The sequence below is a fragment of the Coprococcus sp. AF16-22 genome, assembly GCF_003461545.1.
Taxonomy (GTDB): domain Bacteria; phylum Bacillota; class Clostridia; order Lachnospirales; family Lachnospiraceae; genus Coprococcus; species Coprococcus aceti.
The window spans coordinates 45,303-66,574 of the sequence record NZ_QTXH01000010.1 but is presented as its reverse complement, the minus strand read 5'-3'; the positions used below and the strand labels follow the sequence as shown (position 1 = coordinate 66,574).

The 21,272-nt window shown below is 44.6% G+C and carries 18 protein-coding genes; 16 read left to right on the top strand and 2 right to left on the bottom strand.

Features of this window, described 5'->3' with window-relative positions:
* The first annotated feature begins 77 nt into the window (after positions 1–77).
* The 3 genes from DWW60_RS10910 (at position 78) to DWW60_RS10900 (ending at position 3,507) form a co-directional block, all read left to right on the top strand.
* Positions 78–1,103, top strand: coding sequence for a lysylphosphatidylglycerol synthase transmembrane domain-containing protein (locus DWW60_RS10910; protein WP_117875370.1), 1,026 nt, complete (start codon positions 78–80; stop codon positions 1,101–1,103).
* The gene (locus DWW60_RS10905) at positions 1,100–1,396 is read left to right on the top strand and encodes a hypothetical protein (protein WP_015533463.1); all 297 of its coding nucleotides are present in this window, start codon (positions 1,100–1,102) and stop codon (positions 1,394–1,396) included. The genes DWW60_RS10910 and DWW60_RS10905 overlap by 4 nt, the downstream gene beginning before the upstream one ends.
* A 92-nt stretch (positions 1,397–1,488) precedes the next feature.
* Positions 1,489–3,507, top strand: a complete 2,019-nt coding sequence (locus tag DWW60_RS10900; protein ID WP_117875369.1) for a PAS domain-containing hybrid sensor histidine kinase/response regulator — start codon at positions 1,489–1,491, stop codon at positions 3,505–3,507.
* A 128-nt stretch (positions 3,508–3,635) separates the two neighbouring features.
* On the opposite strand, the gene DWW60_RS10895 is transcribed toward DWW60_RS10900, so the two are convergent.
* Positions 3,636–4,958, bottom strand: a complete 1,323-nt coding sequence (locus DWW60_RS10895; RefSeq protein ID WP_117875368.1) for a sodium-dependent transporter — start codon at positions 4,956–4,958, stop codon at positions 3,636–3,638.
* A gap of 239 nt (positions 4,959–5,197) precedes the next feature.
* Here DWW60_RS10895 and DWW60_RS10890 point away from each other — a divergent pair, with 239 nt between their 5' ends.
* From DWW60_RS10890 to DWW60_RS10875, 4 genes are all read left to right on the top strand, one after another.
* Entirely contained in the window at positions 5,198–5,710 is a 513-nt protein-coding gene (locus tag DWW60_RS10890; protein ID WP_192934988.1) for a DNA-deoxyinosine glycosylase, read from the top strand.
* Between the two features lie 157 nt (positions 5,711–5,867).
* Entirely contained in the window at positions 5,868–6,704 is an 837-nt protein-coding gene (locus DWW60_RS10885; protein WP_015533460.1) for an undecaprenyl-diphosphate phosphatase, read from the top strand.
* A gap of 117 nt (positions 6,705–6,821) precedes the next feature.
* Positions 6,822–7,970, top strand: a complete 1,149-nt coding sequence (locus DWW60_RS10880; RefSeq protein WP_015533459.1) for a glycosyltransferase family 2 protein — start codon at positions 6,822–6,824, stop codon at positions 7,968–7,970.
* Between the two features lie 10 nt (positions 7,971–7,980).
* Positions 7,981–8,961 (top strand): glycosyltransferase family 2 protein, encoded by a 981-nt coding sequence (locus DWW60_RS10875; RefSeq protein WP_015533458.1) that lies wholly within the window; start codon positions 7,981–7,983, stop codon positions 8,959–8,961.
* A 63-nt stretch (positions 8,962–9,024) separates the two neighbouring features.
* Here DWW60_RS10875 and DWW60_RS10870 read toward each other — a convergent pair whose 3' ends face one another.
* A complete protein-coding gene (locus DWW60_RS10870) occupies positions 9,025–9,879 on the bottom strand; it encodes an ROK family protein (RefSeq protein ID WP_117875367.1) in 855 nt (284 codons plus the stop codon).
* A 492-nt stretch (positions 9,880–10,371) separates the two neighbouring features.
* Here DWW60_RS10870 and DWW60_RS10865 point away from each other — a divergent pair, with 492 nt between their 5' ends.
* The 9 genes from DWW60_RS10865 (at position 10,372) to DWW60_RS10825 (ending at position 21,174) form a co-directional block, all read left to right on the top strand.
* On the top strand, positions 10,372–11,751 hold the full coding sequence (locus DWW60_RS10865) for an MATE family efflux transporter (RefSeq protein WP_243002952.1): 1,380 nt from the start codon (positions 10,372–10,374) through the stop codon (positions 11,749–11,751).
* Between the two features lie 166 nt (positions 11,752–11,917).
* Positions 11,918–13,402 carry a helix-turn-helix domain-containing protein gene (locus DWW60_RS10860; RefSeq protein WP_055224285.1) on the top strand — a complete coding sequence of 495 codons (1,485 nt, stop codon included), beginning with the start codon at positions 11,918–11,920 and terminating at the stop codon, positions 13,400–13,402.
* A gap of 225 nt (positions 13,403–13,627) precedes the next feature.
* Positions 13,628–15,529: a fibronectin type III domain-containing protein gene (locus tag DWW60_RS10855; protein WP_158565908.1), complete on the top strand. Its 1,902-nt coding sequence runs from the start codon at positions 13,628–13,630 to the stop codon at positions 15,527–15,529.
* A gap of 178 nt (positions 15,530–15,707) precedes the next feature.
* Positions 15,708–17,045 carry a glycerate kinase gene (locus tag DWW60_RS10850; RefSeq protein ID WP_147341858.1) on the top strand — a complete coding sequence of 446 codons (1,338 nt, stop codon included), beginning with the start codon at positions 15,708–15,710 and terminating at the stop codon, positions 17,043–17,045.
* Between the two features lie 116 nt (positions 17,046–17,161).
* A complete protein-coding gene (locus DWW60_RS10845) occupies positions 17,162–17,707 on the top strand; it encodes a hydrolase (protein ID WP_117875364.1) in 546 nt (181 codons plus the stop codon).
* Positions 17,704–18,843 carry an SLC13 family permease gene (locus tag DWW60_RS10840; RefSeq protein ID WP_117875363.1) on the top strand — a complete coding sequence of 380 codons (1,140 nt, stop codon included), beginning with the start codon at positions 17,704–17,706 and terminating at the stop codon, positions 18,841–18,843. Before DWW60_RS10845 ends, DWW60_RS10840 begins: the two co-directional genes overlap by 4 nt.
* 78 nt (positions 18,844–18,921) lie before the next feature.
* Positions 18,922–19,476 carry a flavin reductase family protein gene (locus tag DWW60_RS10835; protein WP_015533453.1) on the top strand — a complete coding sequence of 185 codons (555 nt, stop codon included), beginning with the start codon at positions 18,922–18,924 and terminating at the stop codon, positions 19,474–19,476.
* A 185-nt stretch (positions 19,477–19,661) separates the two neighbouring features.
* The gene (locus tag DWW60_RS10830) at positions 19,662–20,687 is read left to right on the top strand and encodes a branched-chain amino acid aminotransferase (RefSeq protein ID WP_004853734.1); all 1,026 of its coding nucleotides are present in this window, start codon (positions 19,662–19,664) and stop codon (positions 20,685–20,687) included.
* Between the two features lie 280 nt (positions 20,688–20,967).
* On the top strand, positions 20,968–21,174 hold the full coding sequence (locus tag DWW60_RS10825; RefSeq protein ID WP_055147308.1) for a FeoA domain-containing protein: 207 nt from the start codon (positions 20,968–20,970) through the stop codon (positions 21,172–21,174).
* Positions 21,175–21,272 lie beyond the last annotated feature (98 nt).

Below are 21,272 nucleotides of genomic sequence, written 5' to 3'. Positions count from 1 at the left end.
TATACTAGCATTGTGCATGACGTTCACGCTGTATTTAAAGGGGTATTGCCCCAGTTATGAAAAGGATAGTAAGCTAAATGGGAAATAAGAAAAAGATGGTGTTCAACGTATTGTTCCTGGTTCTCATATTTGCCGGAACGATATACGGAGTGTTTCACGGCGAGGATATAGGACAGATATCTGATATACTTCAGACGGTGAATCCTTGGTGGCTCATACCGGGAGTGGTATGTGTTGTGGTATTTATATGGGGAGAATCAATTATCATTCATTATATGATGCGAAATCTTGGAGTGAAGGTAGGCAGGGGAACCTGTTTCCTGTTCTCGTCGGTTGGATTCTTCTTTAGCTGTATTACACCATCTGCATCAGGCGGACAGCCGGCGCAGATATATTATATGAAGAAAAAGAAGATACCGATCCCGGTGTCCACACAGGTACTGCTCATAGTGACGATCACGTACAAGCTGGTACTGGTGCTTCTGGGACTTGGAATCGCTATATTTGGACAGAAGTTTATACATACTTATATAGATGATGTGCAGTGGGTGTTCTATCTGGGACTTGTGCTGAACGTGGTGTGTGTGGCAGGTATGGTGCTGTTCGCATTCCATCCGTCACTTGCCAAGGCATTTGTTGTGAAGGGCAGCAGACTTCTTGAGAAGATGAGATTCCTGAGACACAAGAAGTCCCGTGAGGAAAAGCTTGCAGCATCGATGGAGAAATACAACCAGACTGCGGATTATATGATGGGACATTTCGGGATGCTGGTGGTAGTGTTCATTATAACAGTTGTGCAAAGATTCTCACTATTTGCAGCGACATGGTTTGTGTACAAGGCATTCGGACTTGCGGGGGCATCTGCAGGACTTATCATACTGATGCAGGGAGCTATAGCTGTTGCGGTCGATATGCTTCCACTTCCAGGTGGTATGGGAATCAGTGAGAAGCTGTTCATGGAGATGTTTTTGCCGATATTTGGAAGCAAATTGTTGCTGCCGGGTATGATACTCAGCAGAGGGCTGGGATACTATACTGAGCTGATAATCAGTGCAATATTTACAGTGGTGGCAAGCTTTGTGATAGGAAGGAGATCTGAATGAAACCAAGATCAGAGATGAGCATGGAGCTCTATGAGATGATGCTTGACCGGGGATATCCCGAGGAGTTCTGTGATCTCATATCAAAGAATCTGAATACGGATTTTACGGCGGGCAGGATGATGGGCTATCTGTCGCATTATCAGGAGCTGCCTCTTGAGGAGATTGTGGATGAGATGTTGTCCATTCTCGCAGACCGGAACCGTATCATGCAGAAGAAGCAGCTTGAGAGCAACAATGCCGAGTGGAACCGATTTCTGGAGGAAGGCTTCGGATTGGATGAAGATGATGAATAATCTTTATAATAGTTGAGTTTCTTAACTGGTAAAATCTGTCGTTATATGGTACAAATATTTATAGAAAAGTATATGGAAAAAGGATTGATATAATGACGGAAAATGAAGCTAATCAGAGCGCTGAGGAACAGGAGAAAAAGGTACAGAGTGAGATAGAAGAGACCCTGGCCGGGGCCGGTATTGGTATGTGGACCATGGTGCTCATGAACGACGGCAGATCCATGCTGTATGCGAACAAGAAGATGAACGCTCTTCTTGGAACGACTGATGATCTGTCGCCTGAAGATAGATATGTAAAGTGGATAGCAGGCATTACTGAGGAGTCACAGCAGGCCACCGCTGAATACATGGAGACCATAAGACGCGACGGCAAGGCTGAGGTTATATATACCTGGATGCATCCAACCAGAGGACTGTTGCACATAAGATGTGGCGGTGTTCGGGACAGGAGTTTTACCGATGGCATAAAAGTCAGAGGCTACCATCAGGATATAACCGCTGTGCGCAATGCGGAACAGGCTCACAAGGAGAAACTCCGGGAGCAGGATTCGGTTATCAAGGCTGTTAGCAGCATATATTTTATTGTGTGTATATTCGATCTTCAGACCGGTAAGGTGCGGGTTATCAAGGAAGGTGATACCTTCAGAAAGCCGGCACAGAATGCGGATTACGAAGCAGGAAAGACAATAGAAAATGTGATAAATGACTGTGTGGTTGAAGAGGATCGTGAGCAGATGCGCAGATTCTACAATCTGGACAGGCTGGCGGAGAAACTCAGGACGGAGAAGAGCGTCAGTAAGGATTTCCGGGACACTTTATATGGCTGGTGCCGTATAACGGCGATTCCAGTCAGGACGGATGAGGAGAGTGAACTCACCCGTATACTCATAGGTGTTCAGGAGATCGACGAGGAGAAGAAGGAGGAGATCCGTGCCCAGAAGCTGCTTGCCGAAGCTTACGAAGAGGCCAAGCGTGCAAATACAGCGAAGACGGAATTTCTTTCACGCATGTCACACGACATAAGAACACCTATCAACGGAATCCTTGGAATGTCACGAATTGCCGAACAGTGCATAGATGACAGGGACAGAGTGATGGATGCGCTGTCCAAGATAGATGATGCTGGAAAACAGCTTGAACTGCTCATCAACGATGTGCTTGATATGAGCAGACTTGAGAGCGGAAGAACGGAGCTCACCAGTGAACCGTTTGACATAATAAAGGTTTTGAGAAGTGGATATGATCCGATCCTGGTCATGGCACAGGAGAACGATGTGAAGCTTACGGGTGCTCATTTCAATATAAAGCACAACATGGTTATAGGCAGTCCGCTTCATCTTCAGCGGATCTCTCTCAATATATTGACAAATGCCATCAAGTACAACAAGCCGGGCGGAACGGTAGAGGCGTGGATGGACGAGATACCTGTAGACGGCAGGCATTCCAATTATGTGTTCAGGATAGCTGACACAGGAGTTGGAATGAGCCAGGAGTTCATCAGCCACCTGTTTGAGCCATTTTCAAGGGAGCACACTGATGCGGGAACAAAGTATCAGGGAACAGGTCTTGGCATGGCTATTACCAAGGAGCTTCTCGACCTCATGGGTGGAAGCATAGAGGTTGATAGTAAGCCGGGTGTGGGTTCTACATTTACCATGAAGATACCATTTGAGATCTGTACAGATGTCGTTGAGCCAGAGAAGCCAGAGGATCACGAGGCAGTCAGACTTGATGGAATGAAGATACTGCTGGTTGAGGACAATTCGCTCAACATGGAGATAGCAACATTTATGGTGGAGACGGCTGGTGCTGTTGCCACAACTGCGGCAAATGGCCGTGAGGCTGTTGAGATATACAGATCACATCCGGCTGGAAGCTTCGATGTGATACTTATGGATGTGATGATGCCGGAGATGGATGGCCTTGAGGCCACCAGGCAGATAAGAAGCTCAGACCTTGAGGATGCCGGAACCATTCCGATCATTGCCATGACTGCAAATGTATTCGCAGAGGATGTGAAGAAGTGCAAGGCGGCGGGCATGAATGAGCACATAGCAAAGCCACTTGATGAGGATAAGGCATTACATATAATTGCGGGATACAGACATTAAACACAATAAGATACACGATTAAAGAGATAATGATACAGTAAGTAAAAAGCAGTCTGCGGACATCGCCAGTGTTATACATGGTGATGATCCGTCAGACTGCTTTTTATTAATTATATTGAAATGTCTGTCTAGCCGATGCCTCCGAGAAGGATACCAAGTATCAATACAAGGAGACATACAGGACAGTAGATGTATTTGCATATAGGCACGAACTTCTCTGTGAACTTCTTTTCCCTTCCGGTGTTGACCTGTGTCTCAACATATTTCTTGCCACATACCCAGAAGAACATGATTCCGGCAAGTCCTGCGCCAAGTGGGCAGATGTAGATGGACAGTACATCCATCCAGTCAGATACGATACCCTGTATACAGATGGATACCACAACTGCTATGACACCGATGATGGCACATGCAGGTTTTCTGCCAACTCCAAGCTTCTCCTGCACCGTTGCGATTGGTGCTTCGTACAGATTGATTAGTGATGACAGTCCCGCCATGAACACAGCCACAAAGAAGAGTATGGCAACAATATAACCGCCAGGCATGGACTTGAACAGGCATGGCAGATAGATGAACAGCAATCCCGGGCCGCCCTGGTTGAGCTGTGCTCCGGCAGTTGCCATGGCAGGTATGATTACCAGTGCGGCAAGCATGGCAGCAATCGTATCGAAAAGTGCAACACGTCCGGCAGCCCCCGGTATATCCTCATCGTCTGGCAGATATGAGCCGTATATCAGAGTTCCGTTTCCCGCAACTGAGAGTGAGAAGAATGCCTGTCCCAGCGCAAATATCCATGTCTTTGGATCTGCAAGTACCTTTGGCTCTATGCGGAAGATGTATTTGTATCCCTCTATAGCTCCCGGCTGGCATGCCGCATATATGGCCAGGATGATGAACAATACGAAGAACGCCGGCATCAGGACCTTGTTGGCCTTCTCAATACCGTTGCCCACGCCGAACATAAGGATGGTGATTCCGATGGCAAGTGCAATGATCTGCCATGCATTGTTGCCAAATGAAGATGCCATTCCGCCGAAGCTTGAAGCAAAGCCGTCTATATCCTCCGGTGACAGTGTGCTTCCGGTGAAAGCTCCGATCATGTATTTCAGTATCCAGCCCATGACGACCGTGTATCCGATGGCCATTGCCAGTGCGCCGAGCACAGGTATGCCGCCCAGCAGTTCACCGAGCTTTCGCTTGCCCTTTTTCTCCATGGTGATTCCAAATGCATCGATTGGACCGGATCTTGTAGCTCGTCCGAAGCTCATCTCTCCGATAACTCCGGTGAATCCGATGAGTACCACAAATATAAAATATGGTATGAGATAGGATCCGCCTCCGTACATGGAGACTCTTGTAGGAAACATCCAGATGTTGCCCATGCCCACGGCAGAGCCGATGCAGGCCAGGATGAAGCCCCATTTGTTGTTAAAAGATTCTCTCTTTTTCATGTATAATTCCTCCCAAATGTGTTCGTTACCGCATTGGCGGACCTCCCTCATAGTCCGTAAATTACGTTAACTTAATTAATATACATGAATATCATTTGGAAGTAAATTAAATAATGTGGACATGACTTAAAACATAGCTGCAAAAGCAAGAATTTAATTGAAAAATAACCGGCAGGTGGCGTACAATGTACCAGAAAAATGGAAAAAGTTATTTGAATATTATCTGAGAGGTGAGAAGATTGACAGAGGACAGATATGAACATATAGTACATCCATTTCCCCCACTATACGACGAGAAATCAAGGATACTCATACTGGGAAGCCTGCCATCGGTGAAGTCCAGGGAGCAGATGTTCTTCTACGGACATCCGCAGAACAGATTCTGGAAGGTCATCAGCAGAGTGCTTGGCGAGAAACTTCCGGTGACCATAGATGAGAAGAAAGCCATGCTGCATGCACACCACATAGCCCTGTGGGATGCGATCTACAGTTGTGACATCATAGGTTCAAGCGACAGCAGTATAAAGAATGTTACGCCCACGGATCTGTCGAAGATAGTGGAAGCTTCCAAGGTCACAAAAGTGATATGCAACGGCAAGACCTCAGGAAAGTATTATGCAAAATATCAGCAGAAGATACTTGGCATAGAACCTGTTGTACTTCCGTCCACAAGCCCGGCAAATGCTGCGTTTTCAGTGGATAAGCTGGTTGACATCTGGGGTGCTGAGATACCGGATATATGCAAATTATAGACAGAAGATAAACTCATACATAACATTTTCTAAAGCTTTCTGTAGAATGATGTACAACGAGTGAGAATATGTTATCATAGAGACCGCAGCCGGATGGAGTCAGATATCCGCTGTGAATTTAAAATATTCATAATGAAGTTAAAAGGAGAGAGAAGAGATGGCATTAAGTTTTATCGAGATACTTAAGGTAGTATTCCTTGGTATCGTGGAGGGAGTCACAGAGTGGCTCCCGATCAGTAGCACAGGACATATGCTTCTTGTGGATGAATTTATCTCACTGAATGCGAGCACTGATTTCAAGGAAATGTTTTTCGTGGTGATACAGCTTGGAGCGATACTTGCTGTCGTGACCATATTCTGGAATAAGATGTGGCCTTTCCAGCTCAAAGATAAGACACAGCCTGTCATGAAGAAAGATACCTGGAGTATGTGGTTCAAGACAGTTGTTGCATGTATACCTGGAGCGATAGTTACGATACTGTTTGATAATTACATAGAGGCGCATTTGCACACAGCGGTTGTCATAGCGATTGCCCTTATTTTCTATGGAATAGCATTTATTGTGATTGAGAACTGGAACAAGACCAGAACACCGAAGGTTGAGACGCTGAACGACATAACATACAAGACAGCATTTCTTATAGGTATGTTTCAGGTGCTCTCCATCATACCGGGTACATCCCGTTCAGGTGCCACCATCATAGGCGCTTTGCTCATCGGTGTATCAAGAGTGGCAGCAGCGGAGTTCACATTCTTCCTTGCGGTTCCGGTTATGTTCGGACTCAGTGCTCTGAAGATGATCAAATTCGGACTGTCATTTACAAGTGCTGAGTTCGCTATACTTATTATAGGTTGTGTCGTTGCATACCTTGTATCCATTGTTGTCATCAAGTTCCTGATGAGCTACATCAAGAAGCATGACTTCAAGATATTTGGCTGGTACAGGATCGTGCTCGGAGTTATAGTTCTTGCATATTTTGCCTTATTTGCATAGCTTATAAATAAATAAAATCAAAAATTGCATAATATATATAGTATGTGCTATAATGCCCATGAATTGTGCATTATAGCACATATTAACATTGTGATAAAATTTTATGGGAGAAGAAAGATGGCAAAGGTTTCAATCATCATTCCAACATATAACGTAGAGATGTATCTGGTGGAGTGTATGGATAGTGTTGTAAATCAGACATTGAAGGATATCGAGATCATATGTATCAATGACGGATCTACAGATAGTTCACTTGAAATATTAAAGGGATATGCGGAGAAAGACGACCGTATCATTATTGTTGACAAGGAAAATGGCGGTTATGGAATAGGCATGAATATCGGTCTTGATAAGGCTACAGGTGAGTATATTGGTATAGTTGAGCCTGATGATTTTGTGCCACTTAATATGTATGAGGAACTGTACAACAAGGCGGTTGAGAACGACCTTGACCTTGTAAAGGCAGATTTCTATAGATTTAAGCGCAACGATGACAATGGCAACATGACTTTGGTGTACAACCACTTGTCACCGAATGCAGAGGATTATAATGTTGTGTTCAATCCAAGCGAGACACCAAGTGCGATCCGTTTCATTATGAACACATGGAGTGGAATCTACAAGAGAAGCTTCATAGAGGAGTATCATATCAGACACAACGAGACTCCGGGAGCATCATTCCAGGACAATGGTTTCTGGTTCCAGACATTTATATATGCCAAGAGAGCTATGATAGTGAACAAGCCATATTATATGAACCGCAGAGATAACCCGAATTCATCTGTTCACAGCAGAGAGAAGGTATACTGTGTCAATGTTGAGTATGATCACATCAGAGATATACTTGTAAAGGATCCCGAGATCTGGGAGCGTTTCAGAGGCGTATACTGGCTCAAGAAATACCACAATTACAACGAGACGATCAGGAGAATCGGACCTGAATTCAAGAAGGATTATATAAGAAGATACAGCTCCGAGTTCAAGAGAGCAATGGAGATGCAGGAGATTGATCAGACTATATTTACAAAGCTTGAGTGGGCGAACATCCAGTTTATCATCAAGTCCCCTGACGATTACTATTATACAAGGATCGCATGTACAGATCGTGAGCGCAAGCTTGAGAGAGAAGTCAAGAGACTCCGTGGTCTGGTTCATCAGACCCGTGCAGATCTGGACAGAGTGAAGAAGACACCTACATTCAGGATCGGTGCGGTCATTATGTTCATACCTAGAAAGATCAAGAGTTTATTTAGTCGAAACAAATAGAGGTAAAGCTATGGGTACAAAGGTATCAGTTATTCTTCCTGTTTACAATGTGTCTGATTATCTGCGCCAGTGCATGGACAGCATAGTGGGTCAGACACTTAAGGATATAGAGATCATTTGCGTGGATGATGGCTCCACAGATGATTCTCTGGCGATATTGAAGGAATATGAGGCGAAGGATCAGCGTGTAAAGGTTATACAGCAGGCAAATGCCGGAGCCGGGGCAGCGAGAAACAAAGGTCTTGAGATCGCGACCGGAGAGTATCTTTCATTTCTGGATTCCGATGATTTCTTTGAGCCGGACATGCTGGAAAAGGCATGGAGCAAGGCTCACGAGACCAGAGCTCAGGTAGTTGTGTTCAGATCAGATCAGTACAGAGAGGATCTTCAGGAATTTGTTCAGGTCAGATGGACACTTCACGAGAAGGAGCTTCCACCGTACAGACCAATGTATTTCCGTAATTTCACGGGCAATATATTCAAGGTATTTGTGGGATGGGCTTGGGATAAGCTCTTCAGCAGGGAATATGTTGAGGAGAACCATTTCCGATTCCAGCAGCTCAGAACTTCGAATGATATGCTGTTCGTATTTTCAGCGATAGCATTTGCAACAAATATAGAGATAGTGGACGAGGTGCTTGCACACCAGAGAAGAAACAATCCAAAGTCATTGTCCAACACCAGAGAGAAGTCATGGCAGTGCTTCCACGAGGCTCTTGTGGCACTCAAGGCGGCGCTTGAAGCCCACGGCAATTTCTGGGAGTATGAGCAGGATTACATCAACTATGCACTGCATTTCAGTCTGTGGCATCTGGAGACCATCACAGGACCAAAGAAGGAGGTTCTGTTCAACAAACTTAAGGAAGAGTGGTTCGAGGAGTTTGGTATCAAGAGTCTTTCAGAGGAGTGCTTCTACAACAAGACCGAGTATGGCAAGTACAAGGTTATCATGGATAAGACCTTTGAGGAGTATGAGAAGGCAACAGCATAGAAAAGAAAAAACAGTTTCACCAGTCGATCGGTGAAACTGTTTTTTTGTGGACAAATGTGTGTATCAGAACAGGTTCATAGCACCTATGATGCCCTGATTTCCCTCGAGCCCTGCGGGAACAATGTATGTGTCGGTGTCCTTGACCTGTGGCATGTCGATGTAACCCGACAGCAGTTCAGTGTAGTAATTGCGGATCATAGGGAACAGGAATTTGTTGTCCATGACTCCGCCGCCAAGGACGATCCTCTCAACTGAGTAGCACATGGTGTAGTTGACCAGTGCCTCAGCTATATAAAATGCTTCAAGATCCCATACCGGTGAGTCGGCTGGGATGTCTTTGCCTTTCATTCCGGTTCTGCGCTCAAGCATAGGGCCGGATGCAAGACCCTCTACACAGCTCTGGTGGAATCGGCAGGTACATGGTATATCATCGCCGGTTCGTCTAGGGATGAGGATGTGGCCTGTCTCCGGGTGTTCCATGCCGTGAATGAGTCTGCCATCGGATATTATACCGCCGCCGATGCCGGTTCCAACAGTGAGGTACATTCCCGAGTTGAGTCCTTTCAGTGCTCCATACAGGTATTCACCCCAGGCTGCTGCGTTTACGTCTGTGTCCACCACAACCAGGCAGCCAAGCGCATCCGTAAATGCTTTGTAAAGGCTGAATCCCTCCCAATCTTTCTTGGGACTCCTCATGATGGAGCCGTAGGTAGGGGAATTAGGATTGATATCGGCCGGGCCAAATGTACCGATTCCGAGAGCGGATATGTCATATTTCTTAAAGTAATCTATCATGGCAGGCACGGACTGGTCAGGTGTGCCCGTCGGTATGGATATTCTGTCTATTATATTCTTGTCTGCATCGCCTATGGCACAAACCATCTTGGTGCCACCGGCTTCAAGTGCGCCGTAGTACATATTTCCTCCTTGGTGCCATGTTTATATGGCAGAAATTTTTCAAAATTATATACATTATATATGCCGTGTCACTTATCTTCAAGCCCGGATTTGCGTCGGTACTTGTGGAATATAAAAGAGAATTGGTGTACGCTTTTTTGGACACTTGACAAGATAAGATAGAGCCATATTAAGGAGCTTGATAGAGGCTTGAAGCTTGGAAGATAAAGTGTACAGGAGGCGTGATCATGATAAAAGGATATTTTGTTTCGGAAGGGTATATGGGATATGTGGACGGAGAGTACCAGCTTTTCGCTGATGAAAGAGATTATGTTGAGTATATAGAAGATTAGCCATTTAGCTTCTTGACCTTAGCATAACTTATGTTATGATGAGGCATATGGGTTAATACACAGGGATTACAATACGGATGGTGCTGCTATGAAAATCTGCAAGGTGATTCATGAGTTTGTATATCATGGATAATCTAAATATATACAAGGAGCAAACATAGTGGAAAAGGTATTGAACAAAAAAGAATATGTTATGGATATGACAGAGGGAAGCAGTATGAAACTGATCATGAAGTTCTCAGTTCCGCTACTTATAGGCAATCTATTTCAGCAGGTATACAGCCTGGTTGATTCGATAGTGGTTGGTCGTCATCTAGGGGCAAATGCGCTTGGCGGTGTGGGATCAGTTGGAATGATCAGTTTCCTGTTTTTTTCTTTGTGCAATGGAATGGCATCTGGAATAGGTGTTGTCATATCAAGATATTTTGGAGCGAAGAAAGAAGAGCAGGTAAAAAAAGCCATAGCAAATGCATTGTTTGTCATATTGGCGGTTGGTGCACTCATGAGTATACTGGGATATTGTTTTGCGGGGCCTATTATAAGGCTCATGAAGACCCCTGCAGAGACATTTGACTACGCATATACATACATGAGGATCACCTGTGGATTTACGATAGCGGTGGCTATTTATAACGGAATTTCTGCTGTGCTAAGGGCACTTGGGGATTCAAAGACCCCACTTATATTTCTCATGATTGCTTCTGCCATAAATGTTGTGCTTGATATAGTGTTTGTCATATACATGGATATGGGCGTTGCCGGTGCCGCATATGCAACGGTTCTCAGTCAGATCCTGTCTAGCGTTGGCTCTATATGTTATGCGGTGAAAACCAATCCCTATTTCAGACTGAAGAGAGGCCATTTCAAGTTTGACAGAGATATAATGAAGGAAGATTTCAGTATCGGTATACCAATGGCGGTTCAGACTTCCATGATATCAATATCCTGCTCAATACTGCAGACCCTTATAAATGGATATGGTCCGGAGGTCATGGCTGCATATACTGCAACAGGAAAGGTTGAGGGAATCATATTCCAGCCGTTTAGTTCTCTGGGACTTGCATTGTCTACATTTGCAGGACAGAACTGTGGCGCACGCAAGTACGAAAGGGTGCGCAGAGCGGTATGGCAGACAGAGCTCATCACGCTGGCTCTTGGCGCAGCAATGTTCTGTCTGGTAGCAGTTTTCAGGGAAAATGTTGTGGGATTTTTCGTGACGGAGGAGAATGTCATAAGGCTTGGCGCGAAGGGACTTGTGATATCCGGAAGTATGTATATTGCACTTGGAACGATATATACCATGAGAGGCGCATTAAATGGAATGGGGGATGTGGTGTTCTCCATGCTGAATGGTGCTCTTGAGGTGGGAGGAAGGATAGTATTTGCGCTGATACTGATGTATGTGTTAAAGATGGGATTCTGGGGAGTGTGGTATACGAATATATTTACATGGATTGTGATAGCACTCACCGCATCTGTGAGATTTTCTGTGTATATAAGAAAGTGTCAGAGAGAAGATGACGGTACGGAAAATGCATAGATAATAATTAATATAGCAAGGACGCCTTTTGGGGGGCGTCCTTCTTCGATTCAATCACATTGATATTCCAAGGGATATAGGTGTTATGAATTAGCATACTTTATATTTTGACAAAAATTCAGCGCTATATTATCTTTAATACAGAATAAACAGGAGATGACCATATATGTCAGGGGAAAGATCAGTGGATGTTGAAAAAATAAATAATAATGAAAAAGGCTTTGAACCGGCGCATATCAGAAGTGTGATCTCGCTGGCTCTGTTCAGCTTTGTATTTCTGGGTATGGAATTCTTCTTCGACAGCAGGGCTGCGGAGTTTGTGGATGCCAGAAGTGTTCTGTTGTATCAGAGCGTGATACTGCTGGCCAGTGCGGTGGGACTATTCATATATGCACTGATTGAGAGATATGTCGGCAGCAAAATCAAACAGATAATAATTATTACTTTGAATATAGTGGAGGTTGCCGCGCTCGCAGCGATAATACTGTGTTCCGGCAAATTGATACTGTTATATGGAATTATATTCTTTATTGTGTGTGGTGTTATGGGAGGACGCGTGTATCACGATGTGAGCCGCGATTATACGGATAGAAAGCATCTTACGGTAATTGTGGGAATTTCATATGCACTTGGACTGCTTCTGCAGTATATCAATTATAATCTTATAGACAATGTGATCCTGCGTATGGTTATGTTCTCGCTGGCCATAGTGGCACTTGCAGTGATACTTTTTCTGGCCAGAGATGAATACGCAGAAGCGGACACATACATGGTAGATGAGCGGAACAAAACGGATTGCAAAGAAAAATGTGACGAAACAACTCCTGATAGCGGATCGGTGGCTGTGGCGCTTGTGATGGTTGTTCTTCTTATGACGTTTATATTTTCCGCACTGGATAATGTTGTGACCGTTGTCCACGCTGAGGGCGGGGCAGATGTGGGGCAATGGCCAAGGTTGTTTCTCGCATTAAGCGGAGTTGCAGCAGGCTTCTTGTTTGATATAAAAGATCAGCGCTTTATGAATCAGATGATGTACTGCGTTACAGTGTTGTCCGTTATAGCCATGCTTATCATAGAGTTTGGAGGGGCATTTATCATAGGTCTGATTGTATTCTATCTTGCAGCCGGATTCTTCGTAGTGTATTTCACGACAGGATTCATAAATGTATCCTATGGAATGCGTTGGTCAGCGCTTTGGTCTGGTGCCGGAAGGGCAGTCAACAACATTGGTGCGGGTATTGTGGGAATAATATCATATATGCTGATAGATTCCCCCGGAATCATGGTTATGAGTGTAGTGGTCATATTGTTGCTCGTACTTATAAGCATTGCGGTATTTGTGCTTGAAAATCTACAGAAGGAACAATATAGACGATATGATGAAGAAAAAGTGACGAAATCGGCGGAGAATTCTAACGCAAGAGTTGAGGTTGATTTTGAATGCTTTGCAGATGCTCATCACCTCACTGGACGTGAGCGGGAGGTGTTGCAGAAGTTGCTTGTATCTGATGGCAGTGTACAGGATATAGCGGATGAGCTGTACATATCAAGGGCATCCCTATATAGGCATATATCTTCCATGAATGAGAAGACTGGAACGAAGACCAGAGTAGGCCTTATTCAGTATTATTATGGATGGCATGAGGAATGATGATTGCGTGAGAGTTGATTGCTATGGAAGTATAAGTGTGCCAGATTGAAAATACACATATGGATTAGATAAAAGTGATGAATGAATGTAAAATTGAATATATAGCACATATTGAGACATATGTAACGTTATGAAAACGACAGCAGATGACTATAATCTATGACATAAAACAACAGGTGAGTTACTTACCTGTAGACGAAGAATATCATAGAAGGGGGAATGACTATGAAGCATTTCAGGAGATTGACATTTCTGCTGTCGTTTATTTTTATTCTGACGGTAGGCGGTGTCGCGGCGATGGCCGCAAACAATGGCCCGTGTGAGGATGAGGAGTGGAGCTTTGCATATGTTGAGTTCTACAATCCGGATAATAACGAAGCGATATATGTGTACAGCTTCAGGACTCCGCAGGCAGGAACAACTACCAGTGCCAAAGGTGCGGTGTATGACAAGAGTACGAACACTTTGACACTCACCAATTGTAATTTGCCGGATTACAGGGTCGTTACCAATATGATGGGCGATGATTTTAAGATCAAGCTCGTGGGAACGAGTCATGTAAGTGCATTGTATGCATGGGGAGATGGATATGGCGGTTCTGTGGAAATCGTTGGTGACGGTAAATTGTATGTCAACGAGAAGCAGAAGTCAACTGACGCAATAGTTTTACAGCCGGAGGGAACAAGATCATACTTCAAGATAAGCGGAAATGCTGAGGTACACGCATTTGCGGGAAAGACGGATGGCAACCTTGTTCTGGCCATGAACACAACGGTTGCAGATTGTTTTGCTGTAAATGGTTTGACAGGTCTTCAGAAGACACAGGCAACCAGAATGAACTATGAGCAGATACAGAGCATAGAGATTGATCTGAGCGGTGAAGGTGACATTTGTCAGGTGTACAAAAAAGCTGATGATAAGAAATTGTATACTGTGACGGAGGGGGTGCGTACCGAGTATAATCCAGATGGAACGATAAAGGCAGAGAATGTGCGTATATATACAGAGTATGAGCTCATGCCTATACCAGGAAACGATGGAAAGTATTATATGCATGAGCTGAAGACTACAGAGGGTACATTCAACGCTGAGGAGTGTGGATACACCGATACACAAGAATCTGTTGCCGGATATTCTTTCAGATCCTCTTCACCTGCATATGTGTACATTGAGGAGAAGACGGGCGATAAGTGTGTATTTTTATATAATTCAATAGATAATAACTACAAAGATTATGCATATTTCAAATATGACATAGCAGGTGTACTTGGCGATGTGACAGACAAGTATGGAAATGTGTCATCATATTGTATGGTGGAGAAGTCAGAAGACAATGTTTCATTTACAAGAGACCAGTATTACAGCAATGAGTATATGTTGTCACAGGGTTACAAGGTATCCGGTGAGCTTGAATATATACAGAACACTTACGTGGTGTATAGTAATGCCGCGTCTGGCGTCCTCACAGCAAAGACGACCGTATGTAAGCACGCCACAAAGGTGAACACTGTGACAACAAAAGCAACAATGTCGAAGGCTGGCGTCATCACCACAACGTGTAAGTCATGCGGCAAAAAGCTTTCGACATCCAGAATATCCAAGGTGTCTACAATTAAGCTTAATACGGCTTCGTATGTATATAATGGAAAGGTCAGAACACCGGCGGTTACAGTAAAAGATGCCGCTGGGAATATTCTGACAAAGAATAAGGATTACAAGGCCACCTACAGTGCGGGGAGAAAAAATGTAGGAAAATATTCGGTCAAGGTCACATTGTGCGGAAATAAATATAAGGATTCGAAGACAATGTATTTCACCATCAATCCGAAGGGAACCACCATTGCTGCGACTGCGTCCGGCAAGGGCAGCATGACAGTCAGATGGAACAAGCGGATGACACAGACAACGGGTTACCAGTTACAGTATTGTGCAAATAAGAATTTCAGAAGAGGCACAAAGGTAAAGACTGTAAGCAAGAACAAGACGATCAGAACAAGTGTCAGGAAGCTTGCGAGTGGAAAGACATATTATGTACGTGTGAGAACCTACAAGACAGTAAAGATAAATGGAAAGTCAGTGACATTTTACTCTGCGTGGAGCAAGGCGAAATCAGTTAAAGTAAAATAGCTTAATAACATCCTTTTGAACAACGGGGCGTATACAGAACATAACAACAGTTTTGTATACGCCCCACTTTTTGTGTGCAAAAATTGCAGATGGTATTATAATATACAAAGGCGATGTGAAGCTTCAGCCATGTACAAAGAAGGATGACTGGTGCTTCAGTATACAGACAGGAGTTATTATGAATAAAATACTTGTGGCGGTTGACTCGTTCAAGGGAAGCATGACTAGTCTTGGAGCGGGGAATGCCATAGAAAAAGGAATAAAGTCCATATTGCCGGATGCAGAGATAAGGGTTCGTCCGGTGGCGGATGGCGGTGAGGGCACGACGGAGGCCATTATATATGGAAAGAATAATGTCAGCAGGGGGAGCTGTGTTGTGACAGGGCCGCTGGGGAAAAAGATCACTGCGGAGTATACGATATACGATGCTGCGGATGGAAGAACTGCTGTTATGGAGATGGCCGCTGCTGCGGGACTTCCTCTTGTCCCTGAGGATCAGAGAGATCCGATGCACACTACTACCTATGGTGTTGGCGAGATGATAAGGGACGCTATCTTAAAGGGATGTGAGCGTTTCATTGTCGGAATCGGAGGAAGTGCGACAAATGACGGCGGCATCGGAATGCTTCAGGCGCTTGGATTTTCCTGCCTTGACGCGGATGGTCATGAGGTGCCATATGGGGCAGAGGGGCTTGGAGTTCTTGAAAGGATTGTTATTCCGGGGAAGATGCTTGTCCGTAAGAATTCATCAGAGCTGGCTGTAGCAGATCCTGTCGATACGCCAATTGTAGGCACTGCTGCGATATCTGGTGCAGGTGCTGTTGATGAGTCATGTGTAGATGATGATGATGACTTTGCATCCAGATTATTGCACTGCACATTCAGTATTGCCTGTGATGTGACAAATCCCCTTGTGGGTGAGCTTGGTTGCAGCCGTGTATTTGCACCGCAGAAGGGTGCGGATGCGGAGACGGTTGAGCTCATGGATGGGTACATGAAACACTATGCTGATGTTGTGGAAAGATCTGCTGAGGGAAAGTCTGACAGAAACACTCCGGGTGCTGGCGCGGCGGGAGGTATCGGATATGCTTTTCGTATGTTTCTCGGAGGGAAACTTATGTCGGGGATTGATATAGTTTTGTCTGAGACAGGGCTTGAGGCAGATGTAGAATGGGCGGATACAGTCATAACAGGTGAGGGCAGGATAGATGCCCAGACCATGATGGGAAAGACACCGGCGGGAGTTGCAAGGCTTGCAAAGGAACATGGTAAATATGTGATCGCTATAGGAGGATGTCTTGGGGATGGTGCGGAGAACTGCGTCAAAGAAGGATTGTTCAATGAGTGTTACGCAGTGAACAATGTGCTTGGTATAGATGACAGTGATTCGGAGCAGGTGAGAACGGCGATGAAGCCTGAAAATGCTGCGGCGAATTTGACGACGTGTGCCGCAAAGATCACAGAACTTAAGGAACAGATGTCGGCACGTGTGTGCAGACCTGCACGGCTTAGATAGATATGGTATTAAATTGTTTGAAACAGAATCAGAGGCGTGTGAATTTTTTCTGCAAAAAATGAAGAGATATGCAAGAAAATAAATTTACTACTATATAATACGAGGAGGAGACAAAGATGACAAGAGAAGAAGCGTGGGAATTACTCACAGAGTACAACAAGGATGAGTTCCATCTGGAGCATGCACAGATCGTAGAGGGAACCATGAAATATTTTGCAAGGGAGCTTGGTTATGGCGATGAGGAAGAGTTCTGGGGAATAGTCGGACTGCTTCACGATCTGGACTTTGAACAGTATCCTGAGCAGCACTGCATCAAGTCCCAGGAGATCATGAGAGAGCACGGTGTTGACGAGAGGATCATTCATGCGACGGCAAGCCATGGCTATGGTATCACGGTTGACATAAAACCAGAACATGAGATGGAGAAGGTTCTCTATGCTGTGGACGAGCTTACAGGACTTATCGGAGCGGTTACACTCATGAGACCATCAAAGAGTGTTCAAGATCTGGAACTCAAGTCAGTTAAGAAGAAATACAAGAGCAAGGGATTTGCTGCGGGATGCTCCAGGGAGGTCATCGAAAGAGGTGCAGATATGCTTGGTTGGTCACTTGATGAATTGATCACCAAGACTATAGAGGCACTCAGGACATTCAGACCATGATCGGGGGTATAAAGAAAATCGGAGAATTTGTCCGCAAAGAGACAGTGCTCACCGTGGCACTTCTGCTGGCGGTGATATCGGCATTTATCGTGCCTCCGGACAGCGCGTATGTGGACTACATAGATTTCAGGACACTTGCGATACTGTTCTGTCTTATGACAGTGGTTGCGGGATTTTCACAGCAGGGAATGTTTGGCATCATAGCGAAAAGCATGATAAATCGTATGGGTTCGCTCCGGGCGGTGACATTTGTGCTTACATTTATGTGCTTCTTTTTCAGCATGTTTATCACAAATGATGTGTCGCTCATAACATTTGTGCCGATGACGCTTACTGTTCTGGGAATGGCCGGGGAGGAAGTCCTCGCCAGATGGATGGTTCCTGTGATAACGCTCCAGACCATAGCCGCGAATCTTGGAAGCATGCTGACACCTATAGGCAATCCGCAGAACCTGTATCTGTACGGACTTGCAGGGATCAGCGCAGGCAGGTTTGTATTGCTCATGCTGCCATATACAGTGGCATCGGCAGCGCTTCTTGTAATATGTGTCATAGTATGCATGAAAGGAAAAAACAGGCAGCTTGAGATCAGACTCTCAGGCAGTGATATACAGGTGAACAGGAAGCTGGTGGGTATATATAGCATACTTTTTGTGTTGTCATTGCTCACCGTGGCGCGGATCGTCCCATACTGGGTGACATTTGCGGTAGTGCTTGTGGTAGTCCTTATATGCCAGAGAAGATTGCTGCTGAAGGTAGACTATTCGCTGATATTCACATTTGTGGGATTCTTCGTGTTTATCGGAAACATGGGAAGAATAGAAGAATTTAGGACATTTGTGGAGAGTGTTCTTGGCGGGCATGAGATGATCACATCAGTACTTGCAAGTCAGGTCATAAGTAATGTGCCAGCGGCGGTGTTATTGTCGGGATTTACAGATAAATACACAGATCTGATAGTCGGTACCAATCTCGGAGGACTCGGAACTTTGATTGCATCCATGGCAAGTCTGATCTCATTCAAATACGTGGCGAGACAGGACAAGGGCGCCAGAGGAAGATATCTGGCATACTTCACATTTGCAAATGTGCTGTTCCTGGTGGTGCTTATATGCATGTGGAAAATAATATTTTAGCCAGAAAATTATTGCCCTTAGATGGCAGTAGTCATAAAATAGAAAGGTAAGTTTCTTCAAATTAAGGAGGTAGATAATATGAGTAAGAATCTTGGTGCAAAACCTATGCTGGTGCCACAACCGGTCATGATGATCGGAACATACGATGCCGATGGCAATGCAAATGTCATGAATGCGGCATGGGGCGGAATAGTCGGAGCAAATGAGATCATATTTGACCTTGGAAGTCATAAGACTACCGAGAATATAAAGCTGAACAAAGCGTTCACAGTTGCCATTGCTGATGCAGAGCATGTGGCAGCCTGTGACTATGTGGGAATCGTGTCGGCAAATGACGAGCCAGACAAGATGAAGAAGGCTGGTTTTACAACCAGAAAGAGCGAGTTTGTAAATGCTCCAGTCATCAACGAGCTTTCACTGACAATGGAGTGCAAGCTCAAGGAGATCATAGACGGGGACAAGTTCCTCGGCGAGATTGTAAATGTTGTTGCAGACGACCGTATCCTGGGCGATGACGGCGAGATCACATATGAAGAGTTCCATCCGATCGTGTTTGACACCATCGGACATGGATATTTTGCACTCGGCGACAGGGTTGGCGATGCTTTCTCAGAGGGTAATAAGTTGAAGTAGACAAGCTTGTAACTTGGGAAAATCATCAAATTGTACATTGTAACATGAAAAAATTAGCCATTTTTGGAAGAAAAACCTTAATTTTTCAAGCAAATGTTCAATATACATATGGAAAAAGGCGAAATAATGTGATATAACAGACACATACAAAAAAGCACAAGCTAAAGTGAAAGGAAGATGTAGATATGGATAAGAAGAATATCGATTGGGCAAACCTTGGATTTGGCTATGTTCAGACAGATAAGAGATTTGTAGCAAATTATAAGGATGGAGCATGGGATGAGGGTACACTCACAGAGGATCCTAACGTAGTATTAAACGAGTGCGCAGGTGTTCTTCAGTACGCTCAGACAGTTTTCGAGGGAATGAAGGCTTACAGAACAGAGGATGGACGTGTTGTATGTTTCCGTCCTGACCTCAACGCAAGCAGAATGGCAGACTCAGCAAGAAGACTTGAGATGCCACCTTTCCCAGAGGATAGATTTGTACAGGCAATAGTAGATACAGTAAAGGCAAATATTGATTATGTACCACCTTACGGATCAGGTGCTACATTATATATCAGACCATATATGTTCGGTTCAAATCCAGTTATAGGTGTTAAGCCGGCAGACGAGTATCAGTTCAGAATCCTCACAACACCAGTTGGTCCTTACTTCAAGGGCGGTGCAAAGCCTATCACAATCAAGGTTTCAGATTTCGATAGAGCAGCACCTCACGGAACAGGACACATCAAGGCTGGTCTTAACTATGCAATGAGCCTTCATGCAATAGTTACAGCACACAAAGAGGGATTCGATGAGAACATGTACCTCGATGCAGCTACAAGAACAAAGGTAGAGGAGACAGGTGGAGCAAACTTCATCTTCGTTACAAAGGACGGCAAGGTAGTTACACCTAAGTCAAACAGTATCCTCCCATCGATCACAAGACGTTCACTGATGGTAGTTGCAAAGGATATCCTTGGACTTGAGGCTGAGGAGAGAGAAGTATACTTCGATGAGGTTAAGGATTTTGCAGAGTGCGGTCTGTGCGGTACAGCAGCGGTTATCTCACCTGTAGGTAAGATCAACGACCACGGCAAGGAGATCTGCTTCCCAAGCGGTATGGAGAAGATGGGACCAGTTATCCAGAAGCTGTATGATACTCTTACAGGAATCCAGATGGGCAGAATCGAAGGTCCAGAGGGATGGCTTAAGGTAATCGAGTAATGATCGAGTAATTCGGTGTAAGATAATAAATATTGAGAACATTATAACCCCACTGATGTCTGATGGTAAGTCGGATGTCGGTGGGGTTTTTGTGTATCCAAGTTAGTTCGGTGTAAGAAAGATTAGCCCCATATACTAACAATTAGAATTGACTTGCACCGACACTGAAGAGTTATAATTGTATAGACAATAGAAGAAACGAAAGATAAATTGTATATCGGATAGTGCGTTGATACATAAGATGATTCATGAAATCTATTATTTTGAAGGGGTGGTTACTATGATGTCATTATCAGATGCAGTAAACGGTTTCTCAGGTGAGATAGCTTGGAACTGCGCGGACAGATCCCTGTTCGGCGCATGTCAGCTTGAGACCGGAGATCAGGTGCAAGTCGTATCGTCTTACTTTGGCAATGTGATAATCAAGGCAAAGGGAAAAAGACTTGCTATAACAAGAGATGCGGCGGAGCGGATAAAGCTGGCTTAGATTGAAAGTCAGAAGAAACGGGAAAAAACGGTAGTTGCTGGAGAACAGCGGCTGCCGTTTTTTTGTCATAAAAATTATTAAATCTTTATAGATATTTA